The following is a 24,947-nucleotide window of genomic DNA, read 5'->3' on the forward strand; positions in this document are numbered from 1 at the left end:
GCTCCCCGCGCCATCAAAGCAAGTCCCGCCCATCGGGCAGGATTTTTACGATCTGACTGAACCGGGCGGATTAAATCTTTTCCTGTGGTGTTTTTCTGAGTGCGACCGTTCATAAGGAGCTCGCGCCGTGAAACATCCCTATCTCGTCAGTCTCTTCATCGTGATATTGGCCGGTTCGCCGGCGGCCGCCAATCCGCTTTCGACCGCGGCCGGGCGTTATCGTATCGATCCGGCCTCTCATATAGGCTTTTCAATTGCCCAGGTTGCCGGCCCCGGGATCAAGGGCACAATTCCCGATATATCCGGACGCTTCGACATCGACCCGGACCAGCCGGCCAAATCCTATGTGGAAATCAGCCTCAACCCTTCCAGCGTCCGGACGGGGCAAGAACGGGTGGAGGATTTCCTGCGGTCCAGCGCGGTTTTTAATATTGCCGTTTATCCGCAGATTGTCTTCCGTTCCAGCCGCGTCACGCAGGACGGACCTCGCAGCGCGATGGTTGAAGGCATATTGACGGCCAGAGGCATATCGAGACGCGAGACGTTTCACGCCACATTCGTTGACCAGCAGAACGGATCCGTCACCTTCCACGTTACCGGCAATATTCCCCGCATGCCTTATGGCATGGGTGTCGGAGTGCCGCTCTATTCGAATATGGTTGCATTCGACATCGATTTGAAAGGCGTGCGGTAAAAGGACAACCGCATCAAAAAGTCCGGCGGGATTGGGATTAAGTACCGCTAGCCGGTGTTCTGTCTGGTGTCGGGCAATATTGTCCGATCCGTTACCGCCAAAGGGACTATTTCATGCGTGCACATCATTTCGTTCTGACCGCCCTCGTCGAGCCATATGCCGGTGGCGCGTTGGTCTGCTATGATGGATGTGCGAAGAAATGGGCGTGTCGCCGGCAGATGGACTGGCAGCCCGGCGATGTCGCGGGCGAAGGCGGCGTCTGCCGCCCTGCCAGGGAATAGCACCATGGCGGATTTTCTCGACGAGATTACAAATTGCATCCCGGCGCTTCGACGCTACGCGAATGCGCTGACGCACGACCGCGACACTGCTGACGATCTCGTTCAGGACTGTCTCGAAAGAGCCATCCGCAAGAAGGCATTGTGGAAGCCGCGGGGACCGTTGCGTCCGTGGCTCTACCGGGTGCTTGTCAATGTCTACCGCAACAATCTGCGCAGCCGGAATCGCCGCCCCTCGCAAATCCCGATCGACGATGTGGCGGAACAGCTGTTCGTGCCGGCGGCGCAGACGGGCCGGATAGCGCTTGCCGAAATGGCCCGCGCCATTGAACAGCTGTCCAGCGAGCACCGCGAGGCCCTCCTCCTCGTCGTCGTCGAAGGTCTGAGTTACGCGGAAGCCGCCGACGTTCTTGAAATTCCGCTGGGCACCCTGATGTCCCGTCTCGGGCGGGCCCGGACGGCCTTGGCCCGGATGACCCAGGAATACCAGCCAGGTCTCAAGGTGATAAAATGACCGGTAACGATCCGCAGATAACTGAAGCCGATCTGATCTCTTATGTCGACGGAGAACTCGACGGCAAACGGCATGATGCCGTTCGTACCCACCTCGCCTCCAGTCCGGCCGACGCACGCAGGGTTGCGATGTGGCAGCAGCAGAACACGACGCTGAAGGCTCTTTATGGCCCTCTCGATGGAGGTGTTTTACCCGAACGCCTCGATGTTTACCGCCTTGAGCGGCGCCTGCGGTCGGAGCGCGGCGATTGGCGCAACATGGCGGCGGCATCCATTCTGATGCTGGCGGTTGGATTGGCTGGCGGCTGGTTCGGGCGCGGGCTGCTGTCCGAGGCCACGACGCCTGCCCGCTCCATCGTCGCGGATGCGACGCAGGCGCACAAGCTGTTTGCGGGCGAGGTTCTTCACCCCGTGGAAGTTCGAGCCGATGCCGAGAACGCGTCCGACCTGCCGAAATGGCTGTCGAAGCGGCTGGACCGTAAACTCAACATTCCCGACCTCAGCCGCCATGGCCTGTCGCTTGTCGGCGGCCGGGTGCTCCCCAGTTCCGAAGGCGTCGCCGCACAGCTCATGTATGAAGATAAAAGCGGGCAGCGCGTCACGCTTTACATCGTGGCCGCGGGCGATGCGAGCGACAGCGCCATGCGGCGCGCCACCGTCGGTTCACTGGAGACCATATCCTGGGACGATGAAACGATCCGCTGCGCCCTGGTCGGCAATCTGCCATCCGACCGCATGGACGCCATCGCGAAAGACACTTATCAGCAGCTGAGTTAGCCGATGAAATATTTCGAGGATTACTCCGACAAAACCCCGGCTGGTGGTCGGGTGTGGCGCAACACGTCCACACGCTTCGGATTGGTGACAATCGCGTTCCACTGGGCAATAGCGCTGCTTTTTCTGACGCAGCTTGCACTGGGATATCTGATGAGCCGTGACAATATCGATCCGGCCCTTCAGTTCGACCTGTTTCAATACCACAAGTCGATAGGATTTCTGGTGCTGGCCCTCGCCGTGCCGCGTTTGGTGTGGTCGGTTTTCAGCGGCAGGCCGCAGCCTGTCGATGGTGAGGGTCCGGCCTCAAGGCTTGCCGCGCGCGCCGCGCATGCGGCTTTGCTGCTTCTTACCCTTGCGGTTCCCCTCGCCGGCTGGGCCGTTGCATCGACGTCTCCCCTGCAGATCCCCAGTTATGTCTTCGATCTTGTCGTCGTTCCGGGACTGCCTTTGGCGATCTCGGACGAGGCCGAGGTTTTCTGGAGTGATATCCACGCCACCCTCGCCTATCTCGCAGCCGCCATCATCGTTCTTCACGTTGCAGCGGCGTTCTGGCACCACTTCGTCCGCAGGGATCCGACCCTCCGGCGCATGCTTCCGCCTTCGTCCACCGCGGGTGATGGGCGCAACCCCGCCCCTCCTCGGAAATAAGCCCGTGCAGGCTGATCCGGAGAGTGAGCGGATCACCCGAAGTTGCATAAAAGTCGCATTGCGGCAGCTTTTGGCGGTCCGGACGCGCCGCGTGACTCCATTTCAGACCGATCGTTTGTTATCGTCGCTGCCGAAGAGCATTGGCGCATCGAGGTAGACTTTGCCTAAGTAAATACCGGTCTCAATCCAGTTTCACCCTATTGCGGATAGCCATGGGCTGTCGGCGTATGATGATGTTCATCGGGTGGCGGCAAGAGACCGGTCTGGCATTGTTAAAATGTGCCCTGCGCAGCCCTGCTGTCCCAGCTCTTCATCCATCCGAAACATCGCCACGCCGCTCCCGCAAGGGTTTTCTCCTGCACCATCTTGGTGGACTTCCAAACGGAAGACCAAGACGATATGTGCAACTTACTTCGTGTCCAATGGACCATTACACCACGAACGGCGCCCCAACCCTGGTTTGCATGCAACGGATGCGGCGGCGTGAGGGCATTCCAGGCCAGCGGTAAAATCCGGCTCAATGCCAACGGCCGAAAACTGGATGCCTGGCTCATCTATCGATGCCTGACCTGCGACAAAAGCTGGAACCGGCCAATTTTCGAGCGGCAGAACGTTCGCGACATCAGCCCCGTCATTCTGGAGGCGCTGCAGTCCAACGATCCGCAATGGATAAGAACGGAGACATTCAACCTCGAAGCCCTGAAACGCAAATCGCAACGCATCGATGAATTTCCCGAGTTCGATATCGAGAAAAGGATAAAGGACGAACCTCCCGACTGGACCGCGGCGGAGATTGACCTGGCGGTTCCGTTTCTCACCGGCGTTCGCCTTGACCGGCTACTGGCGTCTGAACTCGGACTTTCGCGGTCGCAGCTGCAGAAGCTTTACGATAGCGGCAGGATACGGACGCCGCCTGACCTCTTGCGACGGCGTCTCAAGGACGGCGCCCGGATTGTGATCGAGTGCTGCGACAGGATCGATCGGGAGCGGTTCTGGAAGCCGGCGACGGGAGGCTGAAGATTGGCGGGGGTCTGCGGATACAGGCCCTCGCCTGCCCTAATAAATTTCGACGGCCCGGATTTACTGGATCACGCATGGGTATCAGAAACTATCCGCTCGCCAGATGCGGCGCGGGTGGCTGAAGGCAGACGACGTTGACGACGCGCCGTTCAGAATCGAAAGCGATGGTATAAAACGTCATCTGTGGGAGGCCGCACCATGTTGCGGCCAAGAGGAGAGTCGAATGAACCATCCCGAGTATTCAATCGTGGCCAGAACTCCATCCGTCGAGGACTATCTGCGTCTTCGTGCCGTGGCGGGGCTAAGCCCCTTTTCAGAGGCGGCGGCGGAAAAGGGTTTGCAGGGTACGGTTTTCTCCGTGCTGGTTTTACATGCTGGTTCCGCGATCGGCATGGGCAGGCTGATCGGCGACGGCGGCTGCTTTTTTCAAGTCGTGGACATTGCCGTCGATCCCGCTCATCAAGGCAAAGGTTTGGGCAAGGCGATCATGACTGCGCTGATGGACCACGTGACGAACGAATTTCCCGCTTCGGCCTATGTCAGCCTGATCGCCGATGTGCCAGCAAACAGGCTATACGAAAAATTCGGCTTCAGGGAGACCGCACCGAGGTCGCTCGGAATGGCCTATCGCGTCAGCGCGTCGACCTGAGCGGGGATTTCCCGCCTGTTGCGGCTCAGCTACCCGAAGCGGCCCTGAAAACCGCCAGCTGGGCGGCGAAGGCGCGTTGGTAGGCGGGTCGCGCCTCGCCTCGGGCGACATAGGCCGCAAGGTTCGGATATTCATCGAGAATGCCCGAACTTTTTATCCGTTGCAGGACCGATATCATCATCAGGTCACCGGCGCTGAATGCGCCGTCGAGCCAGTCGGCTCCGCCGAGACGGCGGGATAATTCGCCGAGCCGCTTGCGAATGCGCTCATCGACGATGTGCAGGCGTTCGCTGTGCCAGCTCTTGTCCCTTTCGAGGAAGCCTGTGACAAAATGCTCGACGACAGGCGGTTCAATGGTGCTGAGTGCGGTGAACATCCACATGATCGCCCGCGCCCGCGCATCCGCCTCACGGGGCAGCAGGCCGGCATGGCGTTCGGCTATATGGAATACAATCGCACCGGATTCGAACAGGGCGAGATCGCCCTCTTCATAGGTCGGGATTTGCCCGAATGGCTGAAGAGCCAAATGCGCCGGCTCGCGCATCGCCTTGAAGGAGAGAAGGCGGACCTCATAGGGCTGCCCCACCTCTTCAAGCGCCCAGCGGACGCGCATGTCGCGGGCGAGGCCCCTGCCACCATCGGGCGAATGTTCAAAGGCTGTAATGGTGATTGTCATTGCTGTTCTCCATCGCATCATTCTGGAGATGATCGGCAATTCAGCGTCTCGTACCGGCCGGGAAATGCAAACAGCCTCGCCTTTGTCCGACTGGCGCTGCGCCACAATAGGCGCTTGGATGGTTGCAGACAACGTCAGTGACGGAATGGCTGACGGCGCCGGGCCTGGAGCATGTCGCGGTTCCATTCGACCTCGACGGGCTCAGTCCGAGCTCTTTACGATTTTCTGCCGTTGCACAGCGCATCACCGCTGCCCGGCGTGTTTGATGGTGTGGCCAAAGGCCGCATGACCTTGGGGCCGATATTGGAGGTTCTTATATCCGTGGCGTCGATATCGGAGGGCTGGCGATAACCGAATATATGCGTGGAGCGCCATCACGCTTTCACGGGAACCTAGTAAGCTGCCCCTGCCCGGCGGAACGGCTGGCAGGAGCTGAAAAAGCTGGCCATTTCATGCAAGAACTCCAAGCTCCTGCGCCAACCAGGATTGCCGAGAACCATTACGTTTTCAACTTAAGTGATTAGGGAGAAAGAACCAGATGAGCCTGCGTATCAACGACATAGCACCCGACTTTACCGCCGAGACCACCCATGGTCCGGTGAGCTTTCACGACTGGATCGGCGACGGCTGGGCGGTCCTGTTTTCGCATCCGAAGAACTTCACACCGGTCTGCACGACGGAACTCGGCGCGATGGGCGGCCTGCAGCCGGAATTCGAAAAACGTGGCGTCAAGATCATCGGCATTTCGGTTGATCCGGTCGAAAGCCATGAAAAATGGAAGAACGATATCCGCACCGCGACCGGTTTCAACGTCGATTATCCGCTGATCGGCGACAAGGACCTGAAGGTGGCGAAGCTTTATGACATGCTGCCGGCGGGTGCAGGCGAGAGTTCCGAGGGCCGCACGCCCGCCGACAACGCCACTGTGCGCTCCGTCTTCGTCATCGGCCCCGACAAGAAGATCAAGCTGGTCCTCACCTACCCGATGACCACGGGCCGAAACTTCGAGGAAATTCTTCGCGCGATCGATTCCATCCAGCTCACATCCAAACATCAGGTGGCGACACCGGCCAACTGGAAGCAGGGCGAGGATGTCATCATCACCGCGGCCGTCTCCAACGAGGATGCGATTGCCCGTTTCGGTTCCTACGATACGGTTCTTCCCTATCTGCGCAAGACCAAGCAGCCTGGCTGATTTGAACCTGTGACGGGGCGGTGAAACACATCGTCCCATCCGTCCTTAGATGCGACTGCGCGCTCTAGCCGGCGTCCTGCCTGATGACGCGCAGCATTGGCCGGGCATCGAGTTCGGCGGAGGTGAAACGCGCAAGAAGGTCGAAAGATGTTATGGCTTCGCCGGCAGCGAAGCGTCGCCCGTTGACGATGAGATGCCCGAGGCCGAACAGGGTGAGAAGCGCTTGCGTCGCATCTCCGGCCGGAGTCTCGAAAAGCAGATTCGTCTGGCCGAAATGTTCCAGACCCGTTGTCCAGGCCCTGATATTTTCTCCCTCCTCCGTCACGAAGGTTCCGAAGGCCAGCATCGCCGCGATTTGCTGAGTGCCGACAAAAATCCTGGTCGAACCGCGCAGGCCGTCAAACACGCCCTTTTCGCTCAGCCGCTCACATTCATATCCCTCCTCGCCCCACGCTTGCATCAGGGTCAAATCAGAGATCGTGGGTTCGCTGTCGAAATAGAGTGTCGCCTTGAAAAATTGAGTGTCGCCATTTGCCATTGCAAATCCCGTCCATGGCGTTTCCCGCGCTCTATGGCTTTATGATCCCGCCATGATAGTCAAGCCGGTACGTCTCGACATGGCCACGGTAAATGCGCTCGATGCCGGTGAAGGACCGGAATTCACCCTCATTCGTATCGACATAGACCAGATTTTCCACCGGGTGGGTGAAGCCGCCAAGGAACCGGCCCTCACGATAGAGCGTGGAAAGCGACCGCTGAATGACACTGCCAGCCGTGGCGCCGTCGATCATATCGGGCCGGAGGATGCGGCCGTAATAACTCATCGCCCACACGGCCGTCCCCTCATGCCAGACGACCTCCTGGCCGATGAAATCGGTTCCGCCGAAATAGCTGTCGATATAGTGCCAGTCGCCGCTCTGATAACCGAGATCGTGCGATCCCTTGCGCGTGGGCGTCGCGGATTTGTTGCCGCCGCCGACATAAGTGGCGGACTTGGCCTGCACGATGAACTCTTCCAGCATGGGAAACCTTTCGGGATAAGAACATAAAGAGAACATAGGCGATTTTCAGGATGGTCGCAAGTGCGGCCCCTGCCCGGCATCGAACCCGCATTTCAGCAATGGCGGGCTTGGTAATCGCGGCATTTGCGCTTAGAAGCGTGGCAGGAATTATCCGAAAAGAGTGTCCATGCCGCAAAACCCGCAAATCTATGTCGACGCCGATGCCTGCCCCGTAAAGCCGGAGATTCTCAGGGTGGCGGAGCGGCATGGGCTGGAAGTGACCTTTGTTGCCAATTCCGGTCTGCGCCCGTCGCGCGATCCCATGGTGAAAAACGTCATCGTGTCCGCCGGTTTCGATGCTGCTGATGACTGGATCGCCGATCATGCCGGCGAAAACGATATCGTCATCACGGCCGATGTGCCGCTCGCCGGCCGTTGCGTCGCCAGGGGCGCGCTGGTAACGGGGCCGACGGGCCGTGTTTTCGACCAGTCGAATATCGGTATGGCGACGGCGATGCGCGATCTTGGAGCGCATCTGCGCGAGACCGGTGAAAGCAAGGGATATAACGCCGCTTTTTCACCGCGCGACCGCTCCGCATTTCTGGAGACGCTTGACCGTTTCTGCCGCCGTGTCAAAAAGTGACGGCGTAAACAGAAAGGTGTCGCCCATGACCCCGGCCAATCCGAAGAACCCAGCCAACCCCAAAAGCCCCAGTTCTAAAAGCCCGGGGGCCCAAAGCACTGTCTATCGGCGTCACCAGCCTTTCGTCATCGCTTTTCTGGTCGGCGCCATCGGCCTTGGGCTGGCGCTGGTTTTTGCACCGCCCCTGGCGGTGGAGATCGCGGCCGTCCTGTTCTTCCTGACCTATCTCACATTGATTGCCTTTCGCCTGCCGGCATTGACGGCGCAACATCTGAAGGCGCATGCCGATAACGACGATCTGCCGGCAATCGCCATCATCGCCGTCACGCTGCTTGCGGTCGCAGTCGCCGTGGTATCGCTGTTTCAGGCGCTGAACCATACGGGCGAGACGGTCTGGACCCTGTTCATCGCTTTTGCGTCGGTGATCTTCGGCTGGCTGACGATCCACACCATGACCGCATTGCATTATGCGCATCTCTACTGGCGGCCGGCCACGGTGGACGGCAAGCGCCAGCATCGCGGCGGCATGGATTTTCCGGCGACGAAAGAGCCCTGCGGCTACGACTTTCTCTATTTTGCCGTGGTGATCGGCATGACGGCGCAGACCTCGGATGTGGGGATCACCACCACGAGCATGCGCAAGGTGACACTGCTGCACTCCATCGTTTCTTTTTTCTTCAATACGGTCCTGGTCGCAGCGGCGGTCAATGCCGCGGTCTCGCTTGCGGGTTGAACCGGAAAATTCTCCAAAAGGAATGGCTTCATGAACATCATTTCGCAGAATACGGCCTTTGGCGGCATGCAGGGCGTGTTCTCGCACACATCCGAAACCCTGAAGTCCGAGATGACCTTTGCGGTTTATGTGCCGCCGAAGGCGATCCACGAACCCTGCCCGGTTCTGTGGTATCTCTCCGGCCTCACCTGCACCCACGCCAATGTGATGGAAAAGGGCGAATACCGCCGCATGGCCTCGGAACTCGGGCTGATCATCATCTGCCCGGATACGAGCCCGCGCGGCAACGACGTGCCGGACGAGTTGACCAACTGGCAGATGGGCAAGGGCGCCGGCTTTTATCTCGACGCCACCGAGGCGCCCTGGTCCGAGCATTACCAGATGTACAGCTATGTGACGGAAGAGCTGCCGGTCCTTATCGGCCAGCATTTTCGCGCGGATATGAGCCGCCAGGGCATTTTCGGCCATTCCATGGGCGGTCACGGCGCGATGACCATGGCGCTCAGGAACCCGGCGCGTTTCAGGAGCTGCTCCGCCTTTGCACCGATTGTGGCGCCCTCTTCCGCCGACTGGTCGGAACCGGCGTTCGAGAAATATCTCGGCACGGACCGGGCCATCTGGCGTCAATACGACGCCTGCTCATTGGTTGAGGACGGCGCACGCTTTCCCGAGTTTCTGATCGATCAGGGCAAGGCCGACAGTTTCCTCGAAAAAGGTCTGCGTCCTTGGCTGTTCGAAGAGGCGATCAAGGGTACGGATATCGACCTGACGCTGCGCATGCACGATCGCTACGACCATTCCTATTATTTCATTTCCACCTTTATGGACGACCATCTGAAGTGGCATGCCCAACGGCTCGGATAAGGGTGGAAAAGCCGGCGACGCCTGGTAGCGTCGCCGGCTCGAACCTGCCCCGGCATCACGGAATGCGGGCAATGACCTTGATCTCGAAATCGAAGCCGGCAAGCCAGTTGACGCCGACGGCGGTCCAGTTCGGGTAAGGCGATTTGCTGAAAATTTCCTGCTTGATGGCCATGATCGCCCCGAACTGGTTCTCCGGGTCGGTGTGGAACGTCGTCACATCCACGAGATCGTCGAAGGTGCAGCCGGCCGCCTCAAGCGTGGCCTTGAGGTTTTCAAAGGCCAACCGGACCTGACGTTCAAAGTCTGGCTCAGGCGAACCATCGGCACGGCTGCCGACCGGCCGGAAACGAAAAGAAGGTCACCGGATCGGATCGCTGCCGAGTAGCCGTGCTCCTCATAGAGCGCGTGCCTGTTGGCGGGGAAAATTGCTTCGCGTTCGGTCATTTGCATCTCTCTTTTGGCTGAATGGCAATGGCGCGCAAAGCATTGTTTCGAAACTTCGGACGCCACTTCACATACGTTACGTATGTGAGGTAATGACCTACGCAACGTATGTCAATTGAGATACGCAACGTATGTGAGATTCAGCCTGTCAAGCGAGGCTCTTCTTGCCGGGGGGCTTGAGATATGTTGAGAACCAATCGAGACGAATAGCTGGCGCATGCCGGCCTTTGCCCTGTTCAGGGAAACAGCGCCGTCGCAAGCGTCGTTGGACCGGGGCGGTTCAACCGGAATTCGCGGATCACCCGTTCTGCAACGCCATAGGCGAGCTCCTGCTCGATCGACTGATTGTCGAAACTGACGACTGTGGCGGTGAATTTGGCTTCCGCAATCACCTCGCCTGTCACCACGGCGGCAGCACGGACGATGACCTTGGCCGACGCCCGCTCTCCGAACAGGAACGGGGCGCGGGTGACGGATGCGAGACGGATGGTCAGCACCACACGTGGCCGGGTCTCGCCACGCGCCGTGGTCTTGATCGCGTTCTGCACCTGCGCATGAATGGATTGCATCAGCGCCGGCGCGACATCCGGGCGGGCGGCGACAAATGCGCCGCGCACATCGTAAAGCAGCCGGTCAGTATTGGTCGCTTCCGGTTCCAGCCTGAAGGACATGAGCGTGAAACACGCCAGCACAAGAATGCCAAGGCGTTTCAGCAAGGTGATCATGATCAGCGGCTCCCCTAACGTGAGGTAACCGCATGTTCGGCGATCAGGGTTAGAAAAGCGTTAAGAGGCGCTCTTCAGGGACTCCAGGACATTGAGTGCGGCGCGCATGTCGATGAGCCTGACGGCGCGGCGTTCCAGCGCTTCCTCATCCTCACCCCATTGCTCGGCGGTCCAGTCTTCGTCGAGATGGGCAAGCGCCCATGCCTCCTCCAGCGTCAGCTCGCCTTCCGCCAATGCCAGAGCCAGAATGGCGGAGCCGGTCAGCGACGTCATGGTGTGAAGAGCGGCAAGCGCAATCGGCGTATCATATTTCTTGAGCGTCACCGCAAAGGCCGCGATCGCCTCGCGCGGCTGGTCGCGATGCATCACGCCTTCAACGAGAATGAAGCGGGCGCCGAGCACATTGGCCGCCCAGTCCAGAACCGGATCCCAATGGTCCGTCTGCCGCGCCACCAGCGCTTCCGGGTCACCGGCGCGATAGCACAGGAGATCGGAAGAGGAAAACCGCAGAATATCCTCAAAAACCGCCTGCGTGTCATTGGCGACGCCATCGATGGCCGTGTTCACATGCCGCGATATCGGCATGACGACCGGGTTGACCACTTCTTTCTGGGCATCCCATTCATCGCGAAGCAGTTCCGCCAGCGCGCGCGACGGCACGGTCAGCGGTTTCTTGGCGGGGGTGCGCAGCGGCTTGCCATCGAGAAGGATGGTAAAGCCGTCCTCCTCCGCCTCGCCGACGGTGACATCCTTGTAAAACCGCTTCGGCAAAGGTTTTTGCATCTGGATCTGCGCGCGCAGGATCGGATCGGGATGGCTCAGGCCCTCCGAAAGGTCATTCAGGAGATCACGCATGGCACGTCCTCATCACTCGGGTAGAATGGGTTACTTAGAGATTGTCGGCCGGAACATGGGCCGGGATTTCGCGCGGGTGGCTGACGACCGCATCGGCGCCCGCTTTCCAGAGATCGTCGACCGAAGCATAACCCCAGGCGACGCCGATGGCTTTTGCGCCCGCCGCCCTGGCCATCTGCATGTCATAGACCGCATCGCCGATCACGATAGTATCGGCCGGAACCATGCCGGTTTCATGGCAGCACTCCATCACCATGGCCGGATTTGGCTTGGAGGGGCAATCATCCGCCGTGCGCGAAACGATGAAGTGATCGGCAAAGCCGTGCGTTTCGAGAATATGGGTGAGCCCGCGCCTTCCCTTGCCGGTTACCGCGCCGATCAGCACGTCATCCCGTTTCGACAGCGTGTCGATCAGCGGCTCTATGCCGTCAAACAGCGGCGTCGTCATTTCTGGACGTTCGCGCAGGGGGTGATAGACCTCCCTGTAGCGCTGCGTCATCGCCAGCGCCTCGTCATCCACATGCGTTTTGCCGAGCATGCGCGCGATAGCGATATCGAGCGTCAGGCCAATGATCGCCTTGGTCTCGGAGATATCGGGGCGCGGCTTTCCGAAATCGGCAAAGGTTTCGACCATGACCGCATGAATGAGGCCGGCGCTATCCACCAGCGTGCCGTCGCAATCGAAAAGAACGAGCTTCATCGCTTTCAGTCTTCCCTATCGCCATCGGCCACATCGAGACCGAGCAGGTTCCAGCTCTGCACCATATGCGGCGGCAGGGGCGCACTGACCCGAAGCCGGCCACCATTCGGATGCGGAATGTCGATATGGCGCGCATGCAGGTGCAGGCGTTTCTGGATACCGCCCGGGAAATCCCAGTTCGGATCGTCGATATAATATTTGGGATCGCCGATGATCGGGTGCCCCATGTGCAGGGCGTGGACGCGAAGCTGATGGGTGCGGCCGGTATAGGGTTCCATCTCCAGCCAGGCGAGGTTCTGCGCGGCGGTGTCGATGACGCGGTAATAGGAAACGGCGTGATCGGCCCCCTCCTCGCCATGCTTGGCGATGCGCATGCGGTCGCCGTCCATCGTCTGTTCCTTGACGAGCCAGGTGGAAATCTTGTCCTGGTGTTTGCGCGGCACGCCCTTGACCAGGGCCCAATAGGTCTTCTTGGTGTCGCGCTCGCGGAAGGCGGCGGTCAGCTTCTGTGCGGCGCCACGGGTGCGGGCAACCACCAGCACGCCCGACGTATCGCGGTCGAGGCGGTGCACCAGACGCGGCTTTTCGCCCTTCTGGTTGGTCCAGGCTTCCAGCAGCCCATCGATATGGCGGGTGACGCCCGAACCGCCCTGCACGGCAATGCCGGCCGGCTTGTTGAAAACGAACACCTTGTCGTCCTCATGCAGCAGCATGCGCGCCAGAAGCTCGGCATCTTCTGAGTGTTTGAGATCCTTCGAACCGATCGGACCTGTCTTGGTCTTGAGGTCGGAATCGACCGGCGGCACACGCACCATCTGTCCCGGCTGCACCCGTGCATCCGTCTTCACCCGGCCACCGTCCACACGCACCTGGCCGGAGCGCAGCAGCTTCTGCAACTGCCCGAAACCCAGCCCCGGATAGTGAATCTTGAACCAGCGATCGAGGCGCATACCGGCCTCGTCGGCCTCGACCTTGATATGCTCGATACCTGCCATGAAATTTCCAGTCTTTCTGTCCTGATCGCGCGCCGGCATTTCTGGCGCGCCGTTTGGATCAAGCCTTTAGAACAAGTTGCGGCCCAAGGCCAGCCCGGCGAAAACCGCAGCGATGGAAACCGCAAGACTTGCGAGCACGTAAACGGCCGAAAGACCGAGCGCGCCGCGTTCGAACAGCGCCACGGCATCGAGCGAGAAGGACGAAAAGGTGGTGAAGCCGCCAAGCACGCCGGTGACGAGGAACAGGCGCATTTCCATCGAGGCGTTCAGCCGTCGCGCCACAAGTTCGACCAGCAGACCGATCATGAAAGATCCGACCACATTGACCGCAAACGTTCCCCAGGGGAAATTCGCACCCGCCAGCCGCACGCTCCAGAGCCCGACCAGATAACGGAACACGGAGCCGATTGCGCCGCCTGCGGCGACAAGGGCGATATTGAGCATGGGGATTGTGTCTCCGGAAGAAATTGCCCGATCGGGCAGTCCGGACATTTCTAGACCATGGGAACCGCTGACGAAACCCCTCTGGCGGGCGCTTTGGACTGCTAAAATGCGATTAAATTACCGGTCCGCGATTTAGCCTTCCAACAAGATGCGGATGCTAATCTACGATTTTTAGGGGTCAGCGAAGTTGGCCGGAGGTTAGATGACACAGGTTCTTTCCGTTTCCGCGAATACGGCAGCCTATGCGCTGGAGGCCATGAAACCGCCGCAGCGTGTGCCGCGCAAGAGCGAGGTCGAAGAGGCCATTCACGAACTCGCGCGCAAGGCCGAACATGGCGACGATTTCCAGCTGCGCGGCCTGATGACCGCGATCAAGCCGCCGGCCCTGACGCTTTATTTCCTGATCGCATCGAGCCAACGTCACGAGCCGCAGGCAACGCTTGAACAGGCCGTGGAGGCATATGAGGAAAACAGCACCTCCGGAAAATCTGAAAATAAATTTTTAAATCAATCCGATACGTAGATATTTTAATTTAATTTCTTCACTGCGGACGCGATCGAACGGACGCCTCCATTCAGCTCGATGTCAGATTGAACGTCTAGATATTTTCGACCGAGTTCCGGAAAATCACGAAGGCGAGTGCCATTCTGGCTTTCCGCCACGGCGCTGAAGAACAAATGCAATGAATGAAATTTGCGGCTACCGGACCTGTCACGCGTTCCGGTAGCCGTTTTTCCATCGGTCAATTATGCTGGTGTTCGCCGCCGCTCTTGCCTGCGCCGCCCACAGACAGCACGATCTCAACCTTGCCGGCCTTTTCGAAGATCAGCGTCACCGGCACCTTGTCGCCTTCGGCAAAAGGCTTCCTGACGTCGAAGAACATCATGTGCAGGCCGCCCGGCTTCAGTTCCACCGTCTGGCCGGCGGGAATGATGATACCGTCATCCAGCTTGCGCATCTTCATCACGTCGTTAACCATCGCCATCTCGTGGATTTCAGCGCGGCCGGCGGCGGTGGATTCGATGCCGATCAACCTGTCGTCGCCATTGCCGGTATTCCTGATCGTTACATAGCCGCCGCCCACGGGCTGCCCCGGCAGCATGGCCTTGGTCGTACCGTCCGACACTTCGAGGCCGCCGGCCTTCACGACATCCATATCCATGGCGGAGTGATCATGGCCACTGCCCTGCGCAGCCTTTGCGGTGATGCGAATGATGGGAGCGGGACTTTTAAGGGAATGCGGATCAACGCCGGCCGCCGCCACTTCGTCCCAGGAAACCTTGCCCTTGTCGCCGCAAAGCTGCGTCACCTTGAAGGGCAGGTCCTGTCCCGCCTCTATGCCGGAGATTTTTCCCTGCACGGCGAAAGTATCGTAAAATTCATCCGGCAGGTTGCCGCCCTTCCAGCGGATTTCGACCGGGCCGCTTTTGATTTCCTTGCCCTGGTTCTTATAGGCCTTCTGGTATTCGCCCTTGATGATTTCCAGCTCCCAGCCGGCCTTCGGCTGCGGTTTGGCGGAAATGAAGCCTTCCGGCAGCTTCATCTGCACTTCGGTGGTGGCAAGCCCGCCGTCGCAGCCATGCGGCACCTGAAGGGCGGCAACGACGGTGCTGTCCTGTTCGGCCGAACCGCTGACAAAGGCGGCGTGAGCGAAAGCCTGCGCGGCCGAAACCGAGGCGACGAAAAGGCTGCAGGTGATGATCTTGGTGGTTTTCATTTGCTTGTCCCCTGCGACTGCCATCCCTCTGGGTCCACGCAGTCGCTCCGTGCCGCCAAAGGCGGCGATGATCCTGTAAAACGAAAAATCAGGCGGACAGGGATGGCGGGCCGCGCGCGGCAGGTTTCCGGATCGTCAGCACGGAGCGGAAGCTCCACTCCGCAGGCAGGCGATTGTCGAGCCAGGCGAATTCAGTCTTCAGCCAGCCGGCCGCATCGGGCGTCGGCAGGAGAATGGATGAGGCCAGCAGGCAAGCCTCGCAAAACAGGATGGCGTCGCCGGAATGGGTGGGATCGCCCTTGGCATGGGAAGCATTCACCCCGTTGCCATGGCCAAGGCAGATTTCCGCGAAGCTGCCATCCGGCAGCCGGTAACTCTCGTCGAGAGCAACGGCGGGTGCTGCGGCCAGCGCCGGCTTATGGGCAAAACCCAGCGACAACATCAGGGTCGCGCAGAAAATGCGCAGCATTTTCTCCATCCCCACCAGCCGTCGTGTGCGATTTGCATCCATCTTCTAGGCGATATCCCTGTTTGTCTCCGATTTCAAAGGGGAATTTTGCCGCAGGCCGCACCGCCGCCACGGAACAATCGACGCAAGGCGGCATTTTCCTTATGGAACCATCATTCAAGGGAGATCCGGACATGCCAGCCAAATCGCAGGCCCAGCAGAAGGCAGCGGGCGCCGCACTGGCGGCTAAACGCGGCGAAATCAAGAAATCCAGTTTAAAAGGTGCTTCAAGAACCATGGAGAAGTCCATGACAGAAAAGGAACTTGAGGATTTCGCCTCAACGAAACGCAAGGGACTGCCAGAGAAAAAATCCGGCTGAGAAACGCTGTTCCCACTGGAAGTGGCCGCATATCGCCGATGCGATGGCGCAGATGGAGCAAGAATCTGTTCAGTTGCGTCATTTGGTCCTTGCCAATAACAGGTCTTCGAAGATAATGAGCGTCGCATCATCGTTGGGAGAAACCGCTTCAATGCGGTGCCGAAGGAGCAACCGCCCCGGAAACTCTCAGGCAAAAGGACCAGCGGTGACGACGGAACTCTGGAGAGAAGCCACCTTTCATAAGGACGGCTCGCCGAAGGGATAACAATCTCAGGCGACAAGGACAGAGGGGGCTCTTGAACCCGGCGCGTTTTTCGCGTCATGACCTGAGCCCGCGCGATATTTCGCGCTACCCTGGAGGCGTCCTTGGACGATACCGCCGAGCTTCAAATCACGCCACTTCATTCCCTGCATATTTCGCTTGGCGCCCGCATGGTGCCGTTTGCCGGTTACGACATGCCGGTGCAATATCCGGCCGGCGTTTTGAAGGAGCATCTTCAGACGCGTACCTCCGCCGGTCTCTTCGATGTCTCCCATATGGGCCAGGTAATCGTGAAGGCGAAGTCCGGCGACAACGCCGATGCCGCTCTAGCATTGGAAAAGCTGGTGCCGGTGGACATCCTCGGCCTCAAGGAAGGCCGCCAGCGTTACGGTTTCTTCACCGATGAAAACGGCGGCATCCTCGACGACCTGATGATCACCAATCGCGGCGATCATCTGTTTGTGGTCGTCAACGCCTCCTGCAAGGGTGCCGATGTCGCCCATATGAAGGCGCATCTTTCCGACACGTGTGAGATCACCCTCCTCGATGATCGCGCCCTGATCGCGCTGCAGGGGCCGCGCGCCGAAGAGGTGCTGGCGGAACTCTGGACGGGCGTGTCCGAAATGAAGTTCATGGATGTGCAGGAAGTACCGCTGCACGACGTTGCCTGCATCGTCTCCCGCTCCGGTTATTCCGGTGAAGACGGTTTTGAGATATCGGTTCCGGCAGACAAGGCGGAAGAGATCGCCAAAGCCCTGCTCGAACATCCCGATTGCGAACCGATCGGGCTTGGCGCGCGTGACAGCCTGCGCCTCGAAGCCGGTCTTTGTCTCTACGGCAACGATATCGACACCACGACCTCCCCCATTGAAGCCTCGCTCGAATGGGCGATCCAGAAGGCGCGCCGCGCCGGTGGCGATCGCGAAGGCGGCTTTCCGGGCGCAAAGCGCATTCTCGGCGAACTCGCTGATGGCACAGAACGCCGCCGCGTCGGCCTGAAGCCGGAGGGCAAGGCCCCGGTCCGCGGTCATTCCAAGCTTTTCGCCGATGCGGAAGGCAAGACGGAAATCGGCGAAGTGACGTCGGGCGGCTTTGGACCTTCGGTCGAAGGTCCGGTCGCCATGGGTTACGTGCCCACGGCCTACACGGCTCCCGGCACGGCGATCTTTGCGGAAGTGCGCGGCAAATATCTGCCCGTCACCGTCGCCGCCCTGCCCTTCATCAAGCCCACCTATAAACGATAATCTTCATCCCATCTCCGGAGAGAATACGATGCTGAAATTTACCGCAGAACACGAATGGCTGAAGTTCGAAGGCGATATCGCCACCGTCGGCATCACCAGCCACGCCGCTGAACAGCTTGGCGATCTCGTTTTCGTCGAATTGCCGGAAGTGGGCGCCACCTTCTCCAAGGATGGCGACGCGGCGACCGTTGAATCCGTCAAGGCGGCTTCCGATGTCTATTGTCCGCTGGATGGCGAAGTGGTGGAAATCAACCAGGCCATCGTCGATGATCCCTCGCTGGTCAATTCCGACCCGCAGGGCGCCGGCTGGTTCTTCAAGCTGAAGCTTTCCAATGTGGCGGATGCCGATACGCTTCTCGACGAAGCAGCCTACAAGGAGCTGATCGCGTAATGACGACGCCCACCGAATTCCATTTCACCGACTATCAGCCCTATGATTTCGCTAACCGGCGTCACATCGGGCCGTCGCCGTCGGAAATGGCCGAGATGCTGAAGGTCGTTGGCTATAAGAGCCTCGACGCCCTGATCGACGCCACCGTTCCCTCTTCCATCCGCCAGAAGGTGCCGCTGACCTGGGGTGCCGCGCTGACCGAACGCGAGGCGCTCGACCGTCTTCGCGAAACGGCCAATAAGAACCAGGTGCTGACCTCGCTTATCGGCCAGGGTTATTACGGCACCATCACGCCGCCGGTCATCCAGCGCAATATTCTGGAAAACCCGGCCTGGTACACCGCCTATACGCCCTATCAGCCGGAAATCAGCCAGGGCCGCCTTGAGGCGCTGTTGAACTACCAGACCATGGTCTGCGACCTGACTGGTCTCGATGTCGCCAACGCATCGCTGCTCGACGAGGCGACGGCGGCTGCCGAAGCCATGGCCATGTGCCAGCGCGTCGCGAAATCCAAGGCGACCGCCTTCTTCGTTGACGCCAATTGCCATCCGCAGACCATCGCGCTGATCGAGACCCGTGCGGCCCCGCTCGGCTGGAAGGTGATCGTCGGCAACCCGTTCACCGATCTCGATCCGGTCGACGTGTTCGGCGCGATCTTCCAGTATCCGGGCACGCATGGCCATGTCAGCGATTTCTCCGGCCTGATTTCCCGCCTGCACCAGACGGGCGCGATTGCCGCCGTCGCCGCCGATCTTCTGGCGCTGACGCTCCTGAAGTCGCCCGGCGAAATGGGCGCGGATATCGCCGTCGGCACTTCGCAGCGCTTCGGCGTTCCGGTCGGTTATGGCGGTCCGCATGCGGCTTATATGGCGGTCAAGGACGCGCATAAGCGTTCCATGCCCGGCCGTCTGGTCGGCGTCTCGGTCGATGCGCGCGGCAACCGCGCCTATCGCCTGTCGCTGCAGACCCGCGAGCAGCATATCCGCCGCGAGAAGGCGACGTCGAACATCTGCACCGCGCAGGTGCTGCTCGCCGTCATGGCTTCGATGTATGGCGTGTTCCACGGCCCGCAAGGCATTAAGGCGATTGCCCAGCAGACCCACCAGAAGGCCGTGCTGATGGCCAAGGGTCTGGAAAAGCTCGGCTACACCATCGAGCCGGAAACCTTCTTCGACACGATCACCGTCGAAGTCGGCCATATGCAGGGCGTCATCCTGCGCTCGGCCGTGGCGGAAGGCGTCAACCTGCGCAAGGTCGGCGCAACCAAGATCGGCATGAGCCTTGACGAGCGCACGCGCCCGGCAACGCTCGAGGCCGTCTGGCGCGCCTTCGGCGGCAATTTCTCGATCTCGGATTTCGAGCCGGAATATCGCCTGCCGAAAGAACTGCTGCGCACCAGCCAGTACATGACGCATCCGATCTTCCACATGAACCGTGCCGAAAGCGAGATGACCCGTTACATCCGCCGCCTTTCGGACCGCGATCTGGCGCTCGACCGCTCGATGATCCCGCTCGGTTCCTGCACCATGAAACTGAATGCGACAGCGGAAATGCTGCCGATCACCTGGCCGGAATTTTCCGACATCCATCCCTTCGTGCCGGCCGATCAGGCGCTCGGTTACAAGGAGATGATCGACGATCTCTCGGAAAAGCTGTGCTCGGTCACCGGTTACGACGCTTTCTCCATGCAGCCGAATTCCGGCGCGCAGGGGGAATATGCCGGGCTTCTGACTATCCGCAACTACCACCTCGCCAATGGCGGCACACATCGTGACGTCTGCCTCATTCCGACTTCCGCACATGGCACCAATCCCGCCTCGGCGCAGATGGTCGGCATGAAAGTGGTGCCGGTGAAGGTGCGGGACAACGGCGACATCGATATCGATGATTTCCGAGCAAAAGCAGAGCAGTATGCGGAAAACCTCTCGTGCTGCATGATCACCTATCCGTCCACTCATGGCGTGTTCGAGGAGACGGTTCGCGAGATTTGCGAGATCACCCACAAGCATGGCGGTCAGGTCTATCTCGATGGCGCCAACATGAACGCCATGGTCGGTCTTGCCCGTCCGGGCGATATCGGCTCCGACGTTTCGCATCTCAACCTGCACAAGACCTTCTGCATTCCGCATGGCGGCGGCGGTCCGGGCATGGGACCGATCGGCGTCAAGGCGCATCTTGCTCCTTACCTTCCGGGTCATCCTTCGACGGACGGCCGTGAGGGTGCGGTGTCTGCCGCCCCCTTCGGTTCGCCGTCGATCCTGCCGATCTCCTGGAGCTATTGCCTGATGATGGGCGGCGAAGGGCTGACGCAGGCGACCAAGGTGGCGATCCTCAACGCCAATTACATCGCCGAACGGCTGAAGGGCGCTTACGACGTGCTCTACAAGTCCGAGGCCGGTCGCGTGGCGCATGAATGCATCATCGATACCCGCCCGCTGGCAGATAGCTGCGGCGTGACGGTGGACGATGTCGCAAAGCGCCTCATCGACTGCGGCTTCCACGCGCCGACCATGAGCTGGCCGGTCGCCGGCACATTGATGATCGAGCCGACGGAATCCGAGACCAAGGCGGAAATCGACCGTTTCTGCGATGCCATGCTGGCGATCCGCGAGGAAGCCCGCGACATCGAGGAAGGCCGTGCGGACAAGACCAACAATCCGCTGAAGAACGCGCCGCATACGGTGGAAGACCTCGTCGGCGAATGGGACCGTCCCTATAGCCGCGAAAAGGGCTGCTTCCCGCCCGGCGCCTTCCGCATCGACAAATATTGGTCGCCGGTCAACCGCATCGACAATGTCTATGGCGACCGCAACCTCATCTGCACCTGCCCGCCAATGGAAGCTTACGCCGAAGCGGCGGAATAAGGCATCGTTGCAAATCAACATGCGAAGGCCCGGAACAATCCGGGCCTTTTTTTATTGAAGAAATTGCAGTGCCGCCTTGTCTGGCTTTCTCACGGCAAGGGCTTGCGTTTTTTCGATCCTGCTTGTCTAACTGATGGAAGATGCGGAGAGTGCGCAGATGCAAGGCGACGAAATTGCTGTCCTTATCGGGCGCGTTGCGCTCGGAGACCGCTCCGCATTTTCCGCACTCTATCAGGCGACCAGCCCGAAACTTTTTGCGATCTGCATCCGTATCTTGAAGGACCGGGCGGACGCGGAAGAGGCATTGCAGGAAATCTATGTCAGGATCTGGCAGAGAGCACATTCCTTCGCAAGCCGCACGGGGCATGCTTTGGCCTGGCTCGCCACCATCGCTCGGAACCACTGTATCGATCTCATCCGGGCGCGGAAACCCGTGAGCGACGATATCGATACCGTGCTGGACCTTGAAGACCAATCGACCCCCGACCCGGAAATGCAGATCGTGATGCGCGATGAGGGCCGGCGGATCGACAGATGCATGGAGGAGTTGCGACCGGATCAGGCCGCCGCCGTGCGGAGAGCCTATGTGGAGGGCATGAGCTATGCGGAACTTGCGGAAGAGATGAATGCGCCGCTCAATACGGTGCGGACATGGCTTCGCCGCAGCCTGCTGAAACTGAGAGAGTGCATGGAACGATGACATCGGGCGAACATAGTCATGGCGACGCTCCGCAGGACGAAATCCTGGCGGCTGAATATGTGCTTGGTCTTCTTTCGCTGGAAAAGCGCCGGATGGTCGAAAAGCGGATGATTGACGATGCCGACTTTCAGCGCCTGGTGGAGCGCTGGCAGAGCGATACCGAAACGTTCAACGATGCCTATGGCGAGGTCTCTCCCGATGCCGCGGTGTTCAACCGGATTGAAAAGCACCTCTTCGCCGACCGCCCCGATAATGCGGCCGGTTCGCTCTGGAACTCGCTTGCCTTCTGGCGCGGCGTATCGCTTGTCTCGTCGCTTGCGGCTGCCGTTGCCATAACCTTTGTCTCAGGCCTGCTTCCGCCAGGTGACAGGCGCGCGGCGCCACTCGTTGCCAATCTCACCGCCCCCGGCAATGTGATCGATCTCGTGGCGTCCTATGACGCGTCGAGCGGACGCCTAAAGATCACACCCGTTGCGGCGGATGGCGGTGGACGTCGGTCGCTCGAATTGTGGCTGGTGCCGCCGGCGGGTAATCCAAAATCGCTCGGTATCATTGATGCAGCTGCTGATGCAGATTTGATCATTTCACCCGAAATACGGGATAGCCTCGGCGAAGGCGCCGTATTTGCCGTCAGCCTCGAACCGTTCGGTGGTTCGCCCACCGGCCTTCCCACCGGCCCGGTCATCGCTTCGGGTACTGCACGTCGCCTGTAACGAGCAGCCAGTTATTCCTTTTTGAAATCATTTACTTATCATTTTTCCTGGTTTGCCTGAAACTTCGCGGGACCAACCTCCGTCTCTTGTGTTGCTACGGATGACCGATAGCGGCCACTGGAAGGACGACCTTTCGGGGCAAGGATGTCACCAAGGAGGAATATCGATGTATAAAGTTTCAGTTCGCGCCCTGACGCTGGCCGCAGCTCTCTCCATCGGCATGGTTTCCGCTTATGCCGCAAACCCCGAGGTTGGCGGCGCCGCGATGTTCGAGAACAAGAACATCGTTGAAAATGCGATGAACTCGAAAGACCACACCACGCTCGTCGCGGCGGTGAAGGCTGCCGGCCTTGTCGAAACGCTTCAGGGCAAAGGTCCGTTCACGGTGTTCGCGCCGACCAATGAAGCTTTCGCGGCCCTTCCGAAAGGTGCGGTCGACGATCTCCTGAAGCCGGAGAACAAGGAGAAGCTGACCAAGGTGCTGACCTGCCACGTGGTCGCCGCCAATGCATTGTCACCCGCCATCGAAAAAATGATCAAGGACGACAAGGGTGAGCATGACGTCAAGACGGTCGGCGGCTGCGTGCTCAAGGCCAAGGAAAGCATGGGCAAAATCACCCTGACAGACGAGAACGGTACGGTTGCTCACGTAACCATCGCCGACGTCAAGCAATCCAACGGCGTCATTCACGTCATAGACAAGGTGCTGCTGCCGAAGATGTAATATAACGAGACGCCCGGCGACCGGCACTTGGGAGGCCCGGAGCAATCCGGGCCTTCTGCTCTACGACAGCAACATTTCACGGCCTCGCCACCCATGATTGATCGCCATACGTTCCGTGCTAGAACGGATGCCGCAATCAACCGGGGGATGGAGTGTGAATGCGTCTGATTTGCCTGAATGGCTGGGGTGGAAAGCTTCATGACGAGATTGTTCCCTATATCTCCTCATCCGATCCCGATATTCTCTGCCTGCAAGAGGTGGTGCACACGCCGGCCGCCTTGCAGGACTGGCTGAGTTATCGCGATCACGGCATCGACCTGCCGCAAAGGGCGAACTTCTTCAGCGACATAGCCAAGGCCCTGCCGGATCATCTGGCGATCTTCTGCCCGGCGGCGCAGGGCGATCTATGGCATGGTGAGACACGATATCCTTCCCAATGGGGGCTGGCGACCTTCGTGCGCAAGTCCATTGCCATCGTGGCGCAGGCGCAGGGTTTCGTGCATGGCGTCTTCTCTGCGGGCGGATATGGCGATCACCCACGCTCGCGAACGGGTCATGCCATCAGGGTCTTCGACTTCACGACGGGTCAGCCTGCCGTCATCGCCCATATGCATGGACTGCGTGACCTCAACGGTAAACACGATATCCCTGCCCGTCTGGCGCAGGCAAAACGCCTCGTACAGCTTGTCAAGAACGTCGCTGAAGATGGCGACCGGATCGTCGTCTGCGGCGATTTTAATGTTCTGCCTGACAGCGAGACCTTCGCCATATTGAAGGAACTTGATATCACCGAACTCGTCACGACACGCGGCTTCGCCGACACCCGGACCTCGCATTATGCCAAACCGAACCGTTATGCTGACTACATGCTGGTCAATCCGGCTGTGAAGGTCGATCGCTTCGATGTGGTGAGACAGCCCGAGGTCTCGGACCATTGCCCCCTGCTGCTCGAATTCCACTAAAAATCCGAGCCGCCTCATCCGTCATTTTCTCACGGCGACTTAGCGAACGAGCCGGATATCGCTCGTGACCACCGTCTTGCCGGTCCGGCCGTCCTTGTCGGTGGTGCGCAGCCGAAGGCCATTGGCGCCAACTTTTTCGATGGTCATGGCGGCGGTGCGATCACCGTTGATATCGCGATTCCAGCGGACCGTCAGGTTGATCGCATTCCCCTGCCTTGTGCCGGAAAGGGCCGATGGTCGGCCGGAAGGGCCGGTATAGGCGCCGCTGTAGCGCCCGCCCTTCGCCGAAAGATCGGCGGCGATTGCGCGCTTCACTGCAAGCAGTCCCCGGCAAGTGCCGGACATATTGAGCGAAGATGTTCCGGTATTCGAGTTGAGCGTACAGTTGACGCTGATCGGCGGCGTGCCAATGCGGGTAATCACGGTTCCCTTGCCCGCCCAGGTGCCTTCCAGCGACGAGAGGAATTCGCGTTCATCCGCATGCGCGGACTGCGCGCCGAGCAATCCGGCAGAGAATAAAACCGCAAAAGCCTTGGTCTTCATGGCGAGTATCCGTTTTTCCACGAAGGCTAACTCGCTTGCGCCGGCAAACGTTCCATCGGCCTATTCTGCGACCGTCAAAAATATCGTGGACCACTATTTCTATTGTACCAGTGCACATGGCGAGACAGCGCCGAAACAGGATGA

31 protein-coding genes, 1 pseudogene and 1 riboswitch are annotated in these 24,947 nt (G+C 59.7%); of the genes and pseudogenes, 20 read left to right on the top strand and 12 right to left on the bottom strand.

Translation table 11 applies throughout. The features are described 5' to 3' along the window. Positions 1-127 precede the first annotated feature (127 nt). The 7 genes from N5D22_RS11890 (at position 128) to N5D22_RS11920 (ending at position 4,579) form a co-directional block, all read left to right on the top strand. Positions 128-694 (top strand): YceI family protein, encoded by a 567-nt coding sequence (locus N5D22_RS11890; RefSeq protein WP_279655182.1) that lies wholly within the window; start codon positions 128-130, stop codon positions 692-694. 113 nt (positions 695-807) lie between these two features. Further along, a complete protein-coding gene (locus N5D22_RS11895) occupies positions 808-975 on the top strand; it encodes a hypothetical protein (RefSeq protein ID WP_279655183.1) in 168 nt (55 codons plus the stop codon). A 4-nt stretch (positions 976-979) separates the two neighbouring features. Then, positions 980-1,486, top strand: a complete 507-nt coding sequence (locus N5D22_RS11900; protein WP_279655185.1) for a sigma-70 family RNA polymerase sigma factor — start codon at positions 980-982, stop codon at positions 1,484-1,486. Further along, positions 1,483-2,262, top strand: a complete 780-nt coding sequence (locus tag N5D22_RS11905) for an anti-sigma factor (protein ID WP_279655186.1) — start codon at positions 1,483-1,485, stop codon at positions 2,260-2,262. The genes N5D22_RS11900 and N5D22_RS11905 overlap by 4 nt, the downstream gene beginning before the upstream one ends. Before the next feature lie 3 nt (positions 2,263-2,265). Next, on the top strand, positions 2,266-2,910 hold the full coding sequence (locus tag N5D22_RS11910) for a cytochrome b (RefSeq protein ID WP_279655187.1): 645 nt from the start codon (positions 2,266-2,268) through the stop codon (positions 2,908-2,910). 279 nt (positions 2,911-3,189) lie between these two features. Beyond that, positions 3,190-3,927 carry a DUF1062 domain-containing protein gene (locus N5D22_RS11915; protein WP_279655188.1) on the top strand — a complete coding sequence of 246 codons (738 nt, stop codon included), beginning with the start codon at positions 3,190-3,192 and terminating at the stop codon, positions 3,925-3,927. A gap of 226 nt (positions 3,928-4,153) precedes the next feature. Then, on the top strand, positions 4,154-4,579 hold the full coding sequence (locus N5D22_RS11920) for a GNAT family N-acetyltransferase (protein WP_279655189.1): 426 nt from the start codon (positions 4,154-4,156) through the stop codon (positions 4,577-4,579). Between the two features lie 25 nt (positions 4,580-4,604). On the opposite strand, the gene N5D22_RS11925 is transcribed toward N5D22_RS11920, so the two are convergent. Next, entirely contained in the window at positions 4,605-5,255 is a 651-nt protein-coding gene (locus N5D22_RS11925; RefSeq protein WP_279655190.1) for a glutathione S-transferase family protein, read from the bottom strand. Positions 5,256-5,793: 538 nt separating this feature from the next. Here N5D22_RS11925 and N5D22_RS11930 point away from each other — a divergent pair. Next, positions 5,794-6,450 carry a peroxiredoxin gene (locus tag N5D22_RS11930; RefSeq protein WP_003496073.1) on the top strand — a complete coding sequence of 219 codons (657 nt, stop codon included), beginning with the start codon at positions 5,794-5,796 and terminating at the stop codon, positions 6,448-6,450. Positions 6,451-6,514: 64 nt separating this feature from the next. Here the strand turns inward: N5D22_RS11930 and N5D22_RS11935 are convergent, their stop codons facing one another. Next, entirely contained in the window at positions 6,515-6,988 is a 474-nt protein-coding gene (locus N5D22_RS11935; RefSeq protein WP_279655192.1) for a hypothetical protein, read from the bottom strand. A gap of 31 nt (positions 6,989-7,019) precedes the next feature. Next, positions 7,020-7,472, bottom strand: coding sequence for a DUF5680 domain-containing protein (locus tag N5D22_RS11940; RefSeq protein WP_279655193.1), 453 nt, complete (start codon positions 7,470-7,472; stop codon positions 7,020-7,022). A 166-nt stretch (positions 7,473-7,638) separates the two neighbouring features. On the opposite strand from N5D22_RS11940, the gene N5D22_RS11945 reads away from it, so the two are divergent. From N5D22_RS11945 to fghA, 3 genes are read left to right on the top strand one after another with little or no spacing between them, the layout of a single operon-like run. Next, on the top strand, positions 7,639-8,094 hold the full coding sequence (locus N5D22_RS11945) for a YaiI/YqxD family protein (RefSeq protein ID WP_279655194.1): 456 nt from the start codon (positions 7,639-7,641) through the stop codon (positions 8,092-8,094). A 25-nt stretch (positions 8,095-8,119) separates the two neighbouring features. Further along, positions 8,120-8,827: a DUF1345 domain-containing protein gene (locus tag N5D22_RS11950; RefSeq protein WP_279655195.1), complete on the top strand. Its 708-nt coding sequence runs from the start codon at positions 8,120-8,122 to the stop codon at positions 8,825-8,827. 30 nt (positions 8,828-8,857) lie between these two features. Continuing rightward, positions 8,858-9,691 (top strand): S-formylglutathione hydrolase, encoded by an 834-nt coding sequence (gene fghA / locus N5D22_RS11955; RefSeq protein ID WP_279655197.1) that lies wholly within the window; start codon positions 8,858-8,860, stop codon positions 9,689-9,691. Between the two features lie 55 nt (positions 9,692-9,746). Here fghA and N5D22_RS11960 read toward each other — a convergent pair. The 6 genes and pseudogenes from N5D22_RS11960 to crcB all read right to left on the bottom strand — a co-directional run bounded on the left by N5D22_RS11960 (position 9,747) and on the right by crcB (position 13,854). Beyond that, positions 9,747-10,135: pseudogene (locus N5D22_RS11960) on the bottom strand (RidA family protein). Between the two features lie 236 nt (positions 10,136-10,371). Next, positions 10,372-10,860 (bottom strand): hypothetical protein, encoded by a 489-nt coding sequence (locus N5D22_RS11965; RefSeq protein ID WP_279655198.1) that lies wholly within the window; start codon positions 10,858-10,860, stop codon positions 10,372-10,374. Positions 10,861-10,920: 60 nt separating this feature from the next. After that, positions 10,921-11,715 carry an ATP12 family chaperone protein gene (locus tag N5D22_RS11970; RefSeq protein ID WP_279655199.1) on the bottom strand — a complete coding sequence of 265 codons (795 nt, stop codon included), beginning with the start codon at positions 11,713-11,715 and terminating at the stop codon, positions 10,921-10,923. Positions 11,716-11,749: 34 nt separating this feature from the next. After that, complete coding sequence (locus tag N5D22_RS11975; protein ID WP_279655200.1) at positions 11,750-12,415, bottom strand: HAD family hydrolase; 666 nt, start codon at positions 12,413-12,415, stop codon at positions 11,750-11,752. A 5-nt stretch (positions 12,416-12,420) separates the two neighbouring features. Further along, a complete protein-coding gene (locus tag N5D22_RS11980; RefSeq protein WP_279655201.1) occupies positions 12,421-13,410 on the bottom strand; it encodes an RluA family pseudouridine synthase in 990 nt (329 codons plus the stop codon). A gap of 66 nt (positions 13,411-13,476) precedes the next feature. Further along, on the bottom strand, positions 13,477-13,854 hold the full coding sequence (gene crcB, locus N5D22_RS11985) for a fluoride efflux transporter CrcB (protein WP_279655202.1): 378 nt from the start codon (positions 13,852-13,854) through the stop codon (positions 13,477-13,479). A 202-nt stretch (positions 13,855-14,056) separates the two neighbouring features. On the opposite strand from crcB, the gene N5D22_RS11990 reads away from it, so the two are divergent. Continuing rightward, positions 14,057-14,377 (top strand): hypothetical protein, encoded by a 321-nt coding sequence (locus N5D22_RS11990; protein ID WP_279655203.1) that lies wholly within the window; start codon positions 14,057-14,059, stop codon positions 14,375-14,377. A 220-nt stretch (positions 14,378-14,597) separates the two neighbouring features. Here the strand turns inward: N5D22_RS11990 and N5D22_RS11995 are convergent, their stop codons facing one another. Both N5D22_RS11995 and N5D22_RS12000 read right to left on the bottom strand, forming a co-directional pair. Beyond that, entirely contained in the window at positions 14,598-15,572 is a 975-nt protein-coding gene (locus N5D22_RS11995) for a copper chaperone PCu(A)C (RefSeq protein WP_279655204.1), read from the bottom strand. A gap of 88 nt (positions 15,573-15,660) precedes the next feature. Next, positions 15,661-16,041 carry a hypothetical protein gene (locus N5D22_RS12000; RefSeq protein WP_279655205.1) on the bottom strand — a complete coding sequence of 127 codons (381 nt, stop codon included), beginning with the start codon at positions 16,039-16,041 and terminating at the stop codon, positions 15,661-15,663. A gap of 173 nt (positions 16,042-16,214) precedes the next feature. Between N5D22_RS12000 and N5D22_RS12005 the strand changes: the two genes are divergently transcribed. The 8 genes from N5D22_RS12005 (at position 16,215) to N5D22_RS12040 (ending at position 24,260) form a co-directional block, all read left to right on the top strand. Further along, positions 16,215-16,400 carry a DUF3008 family protein gene (locus tag N5D22_RS12005; protein ID WP_279655206.1) on the top strand — a complete coding sequence of 62 codons (186 nt, stop codon included), beginning with the start codon at positions 16,215-16,217 and terminating at the stop codon, positions 16,398-16,400. 124 nt (positions 16,401-16,524) lie between these two features. Further along, positions 16,525-16,612: riboswitch (glycine riboswitch) on the top strand. A 154-nt stretch (positions 16,613-16,766) separates the two neighbouring features. After that, on the top strand, positions 16,767-17,906 hold the full coding sequence (gene gcvT / locus N5D22_RS12010) for a glycine cleavage system aminomethyltransferase GcvT (protein WP_279655207.1): 1,140 nt from the start codon (positions 16,767-16,769) through the stop codon (positions 17,904-17,906). Between the two features lie 28 nt (positions 17,907-17,934). Continuing rightward, on the top strand, positions 17,935-18,297 hold the full coding sequence (gcvH, locus tag N5D22_RS12015; RefSeq protein ID WP_045016075.1) for a glycine cleavage system protein GcvH: 363 nt from the start codon (positions 17,935-17,937) through the stop codon (positions 18,295-18,297). Further along, positions 18,297-21,161, top strand: coding sequence for an aminomethyl-transferring glycine dehydrogenase (gene gcvP, locus N5D22_RS12020; RefSeq protein ID WP_279655211.1), 2,865 nt, complete (start codon positions 18,297-18,299; stop codon positions 21,159-21,161). The genes gcvH and gcvP overlap by 1 nt, the downstream gene beginning before the upstream one ends. 157 nt (positions 21,162-21,318) lie before the next feature. Continuing rightward, positions 21,319-21,861, top strand: coding sequence for a sigma-70 family RNA polymerase sigma factor (locus tag N5D22_RS12025; RefSeq protein ID WP_279655212.1), 543 nt, complete (start codon positions 21,319-21,321; stop codon positions 21,859-21,861). Beyond that, on the top strand, positions 21,858-22,574 hold the full coding sequence (locus N5D22_RS12030) for an anti-sigma factor (protein WP_279655213.1): 717 nt from the start codon (positions 21,858-21,860) through the stop codon (positions 22,572-22,574). The genes N5D22_RS12025 and N5D22_RS12030 overlap by 4 nt, the downstream gene beginning before the upstream one ends. 166 nt (positions 22,575-22,740) lie before the next feature. Beyond that, on the top strand, positions 22,741-23,298 hold the full coding sequence (locus tag N5D22_RS12035) for a fasciclin domain-containing protein (RefSeq protein ID WP_279655214.1): 558 nt from the start codon (positions 22,741-22,743) through the stop codon (positions 23,296-23,298). 158 nt (positions 23,299-23,456) lie between these two features. Next, on the top strand, positions 23,457-24,260 hold the full coding sequence (locus N5D22_RS12040) for an endonuclease/exonuclease/phosphatase family protein (protein ID WP_279655215.1): 804 nt from the start codon (positions 23,457-23,459) through the stop codon (positions 24,258-24,260). 39 nt (positions 24,261-24,299) lie between these two features. On the opposite strand, the gene N5D22_RS12045 is transcribed toward N5D22_RS12040, so the two are convergent. Beyond that, positions 24,300-24,803: a hypothetical protein gene (locus N5D22_RS12045; protein WP_279655216.1), complete on the bottom strand. Its 504-nt coding sequence runs from the start codon at positions 24,801-24,803 to the stop codon at positions 24,300-24,302. Between the last annotated feature and the right edge of the window lie 144 nt (positions 24,804-24,947).

It is taken from the genome of Agrobacterium sp. GD03872, from assembly GCF_029840625.1.
GTDB lineage: Bacteria > Pseudomonadota > Alphaproteobacteria > Rhizobiales > Rhizobiaceae > Agrobacterium > Agrobacterium fabrum_A.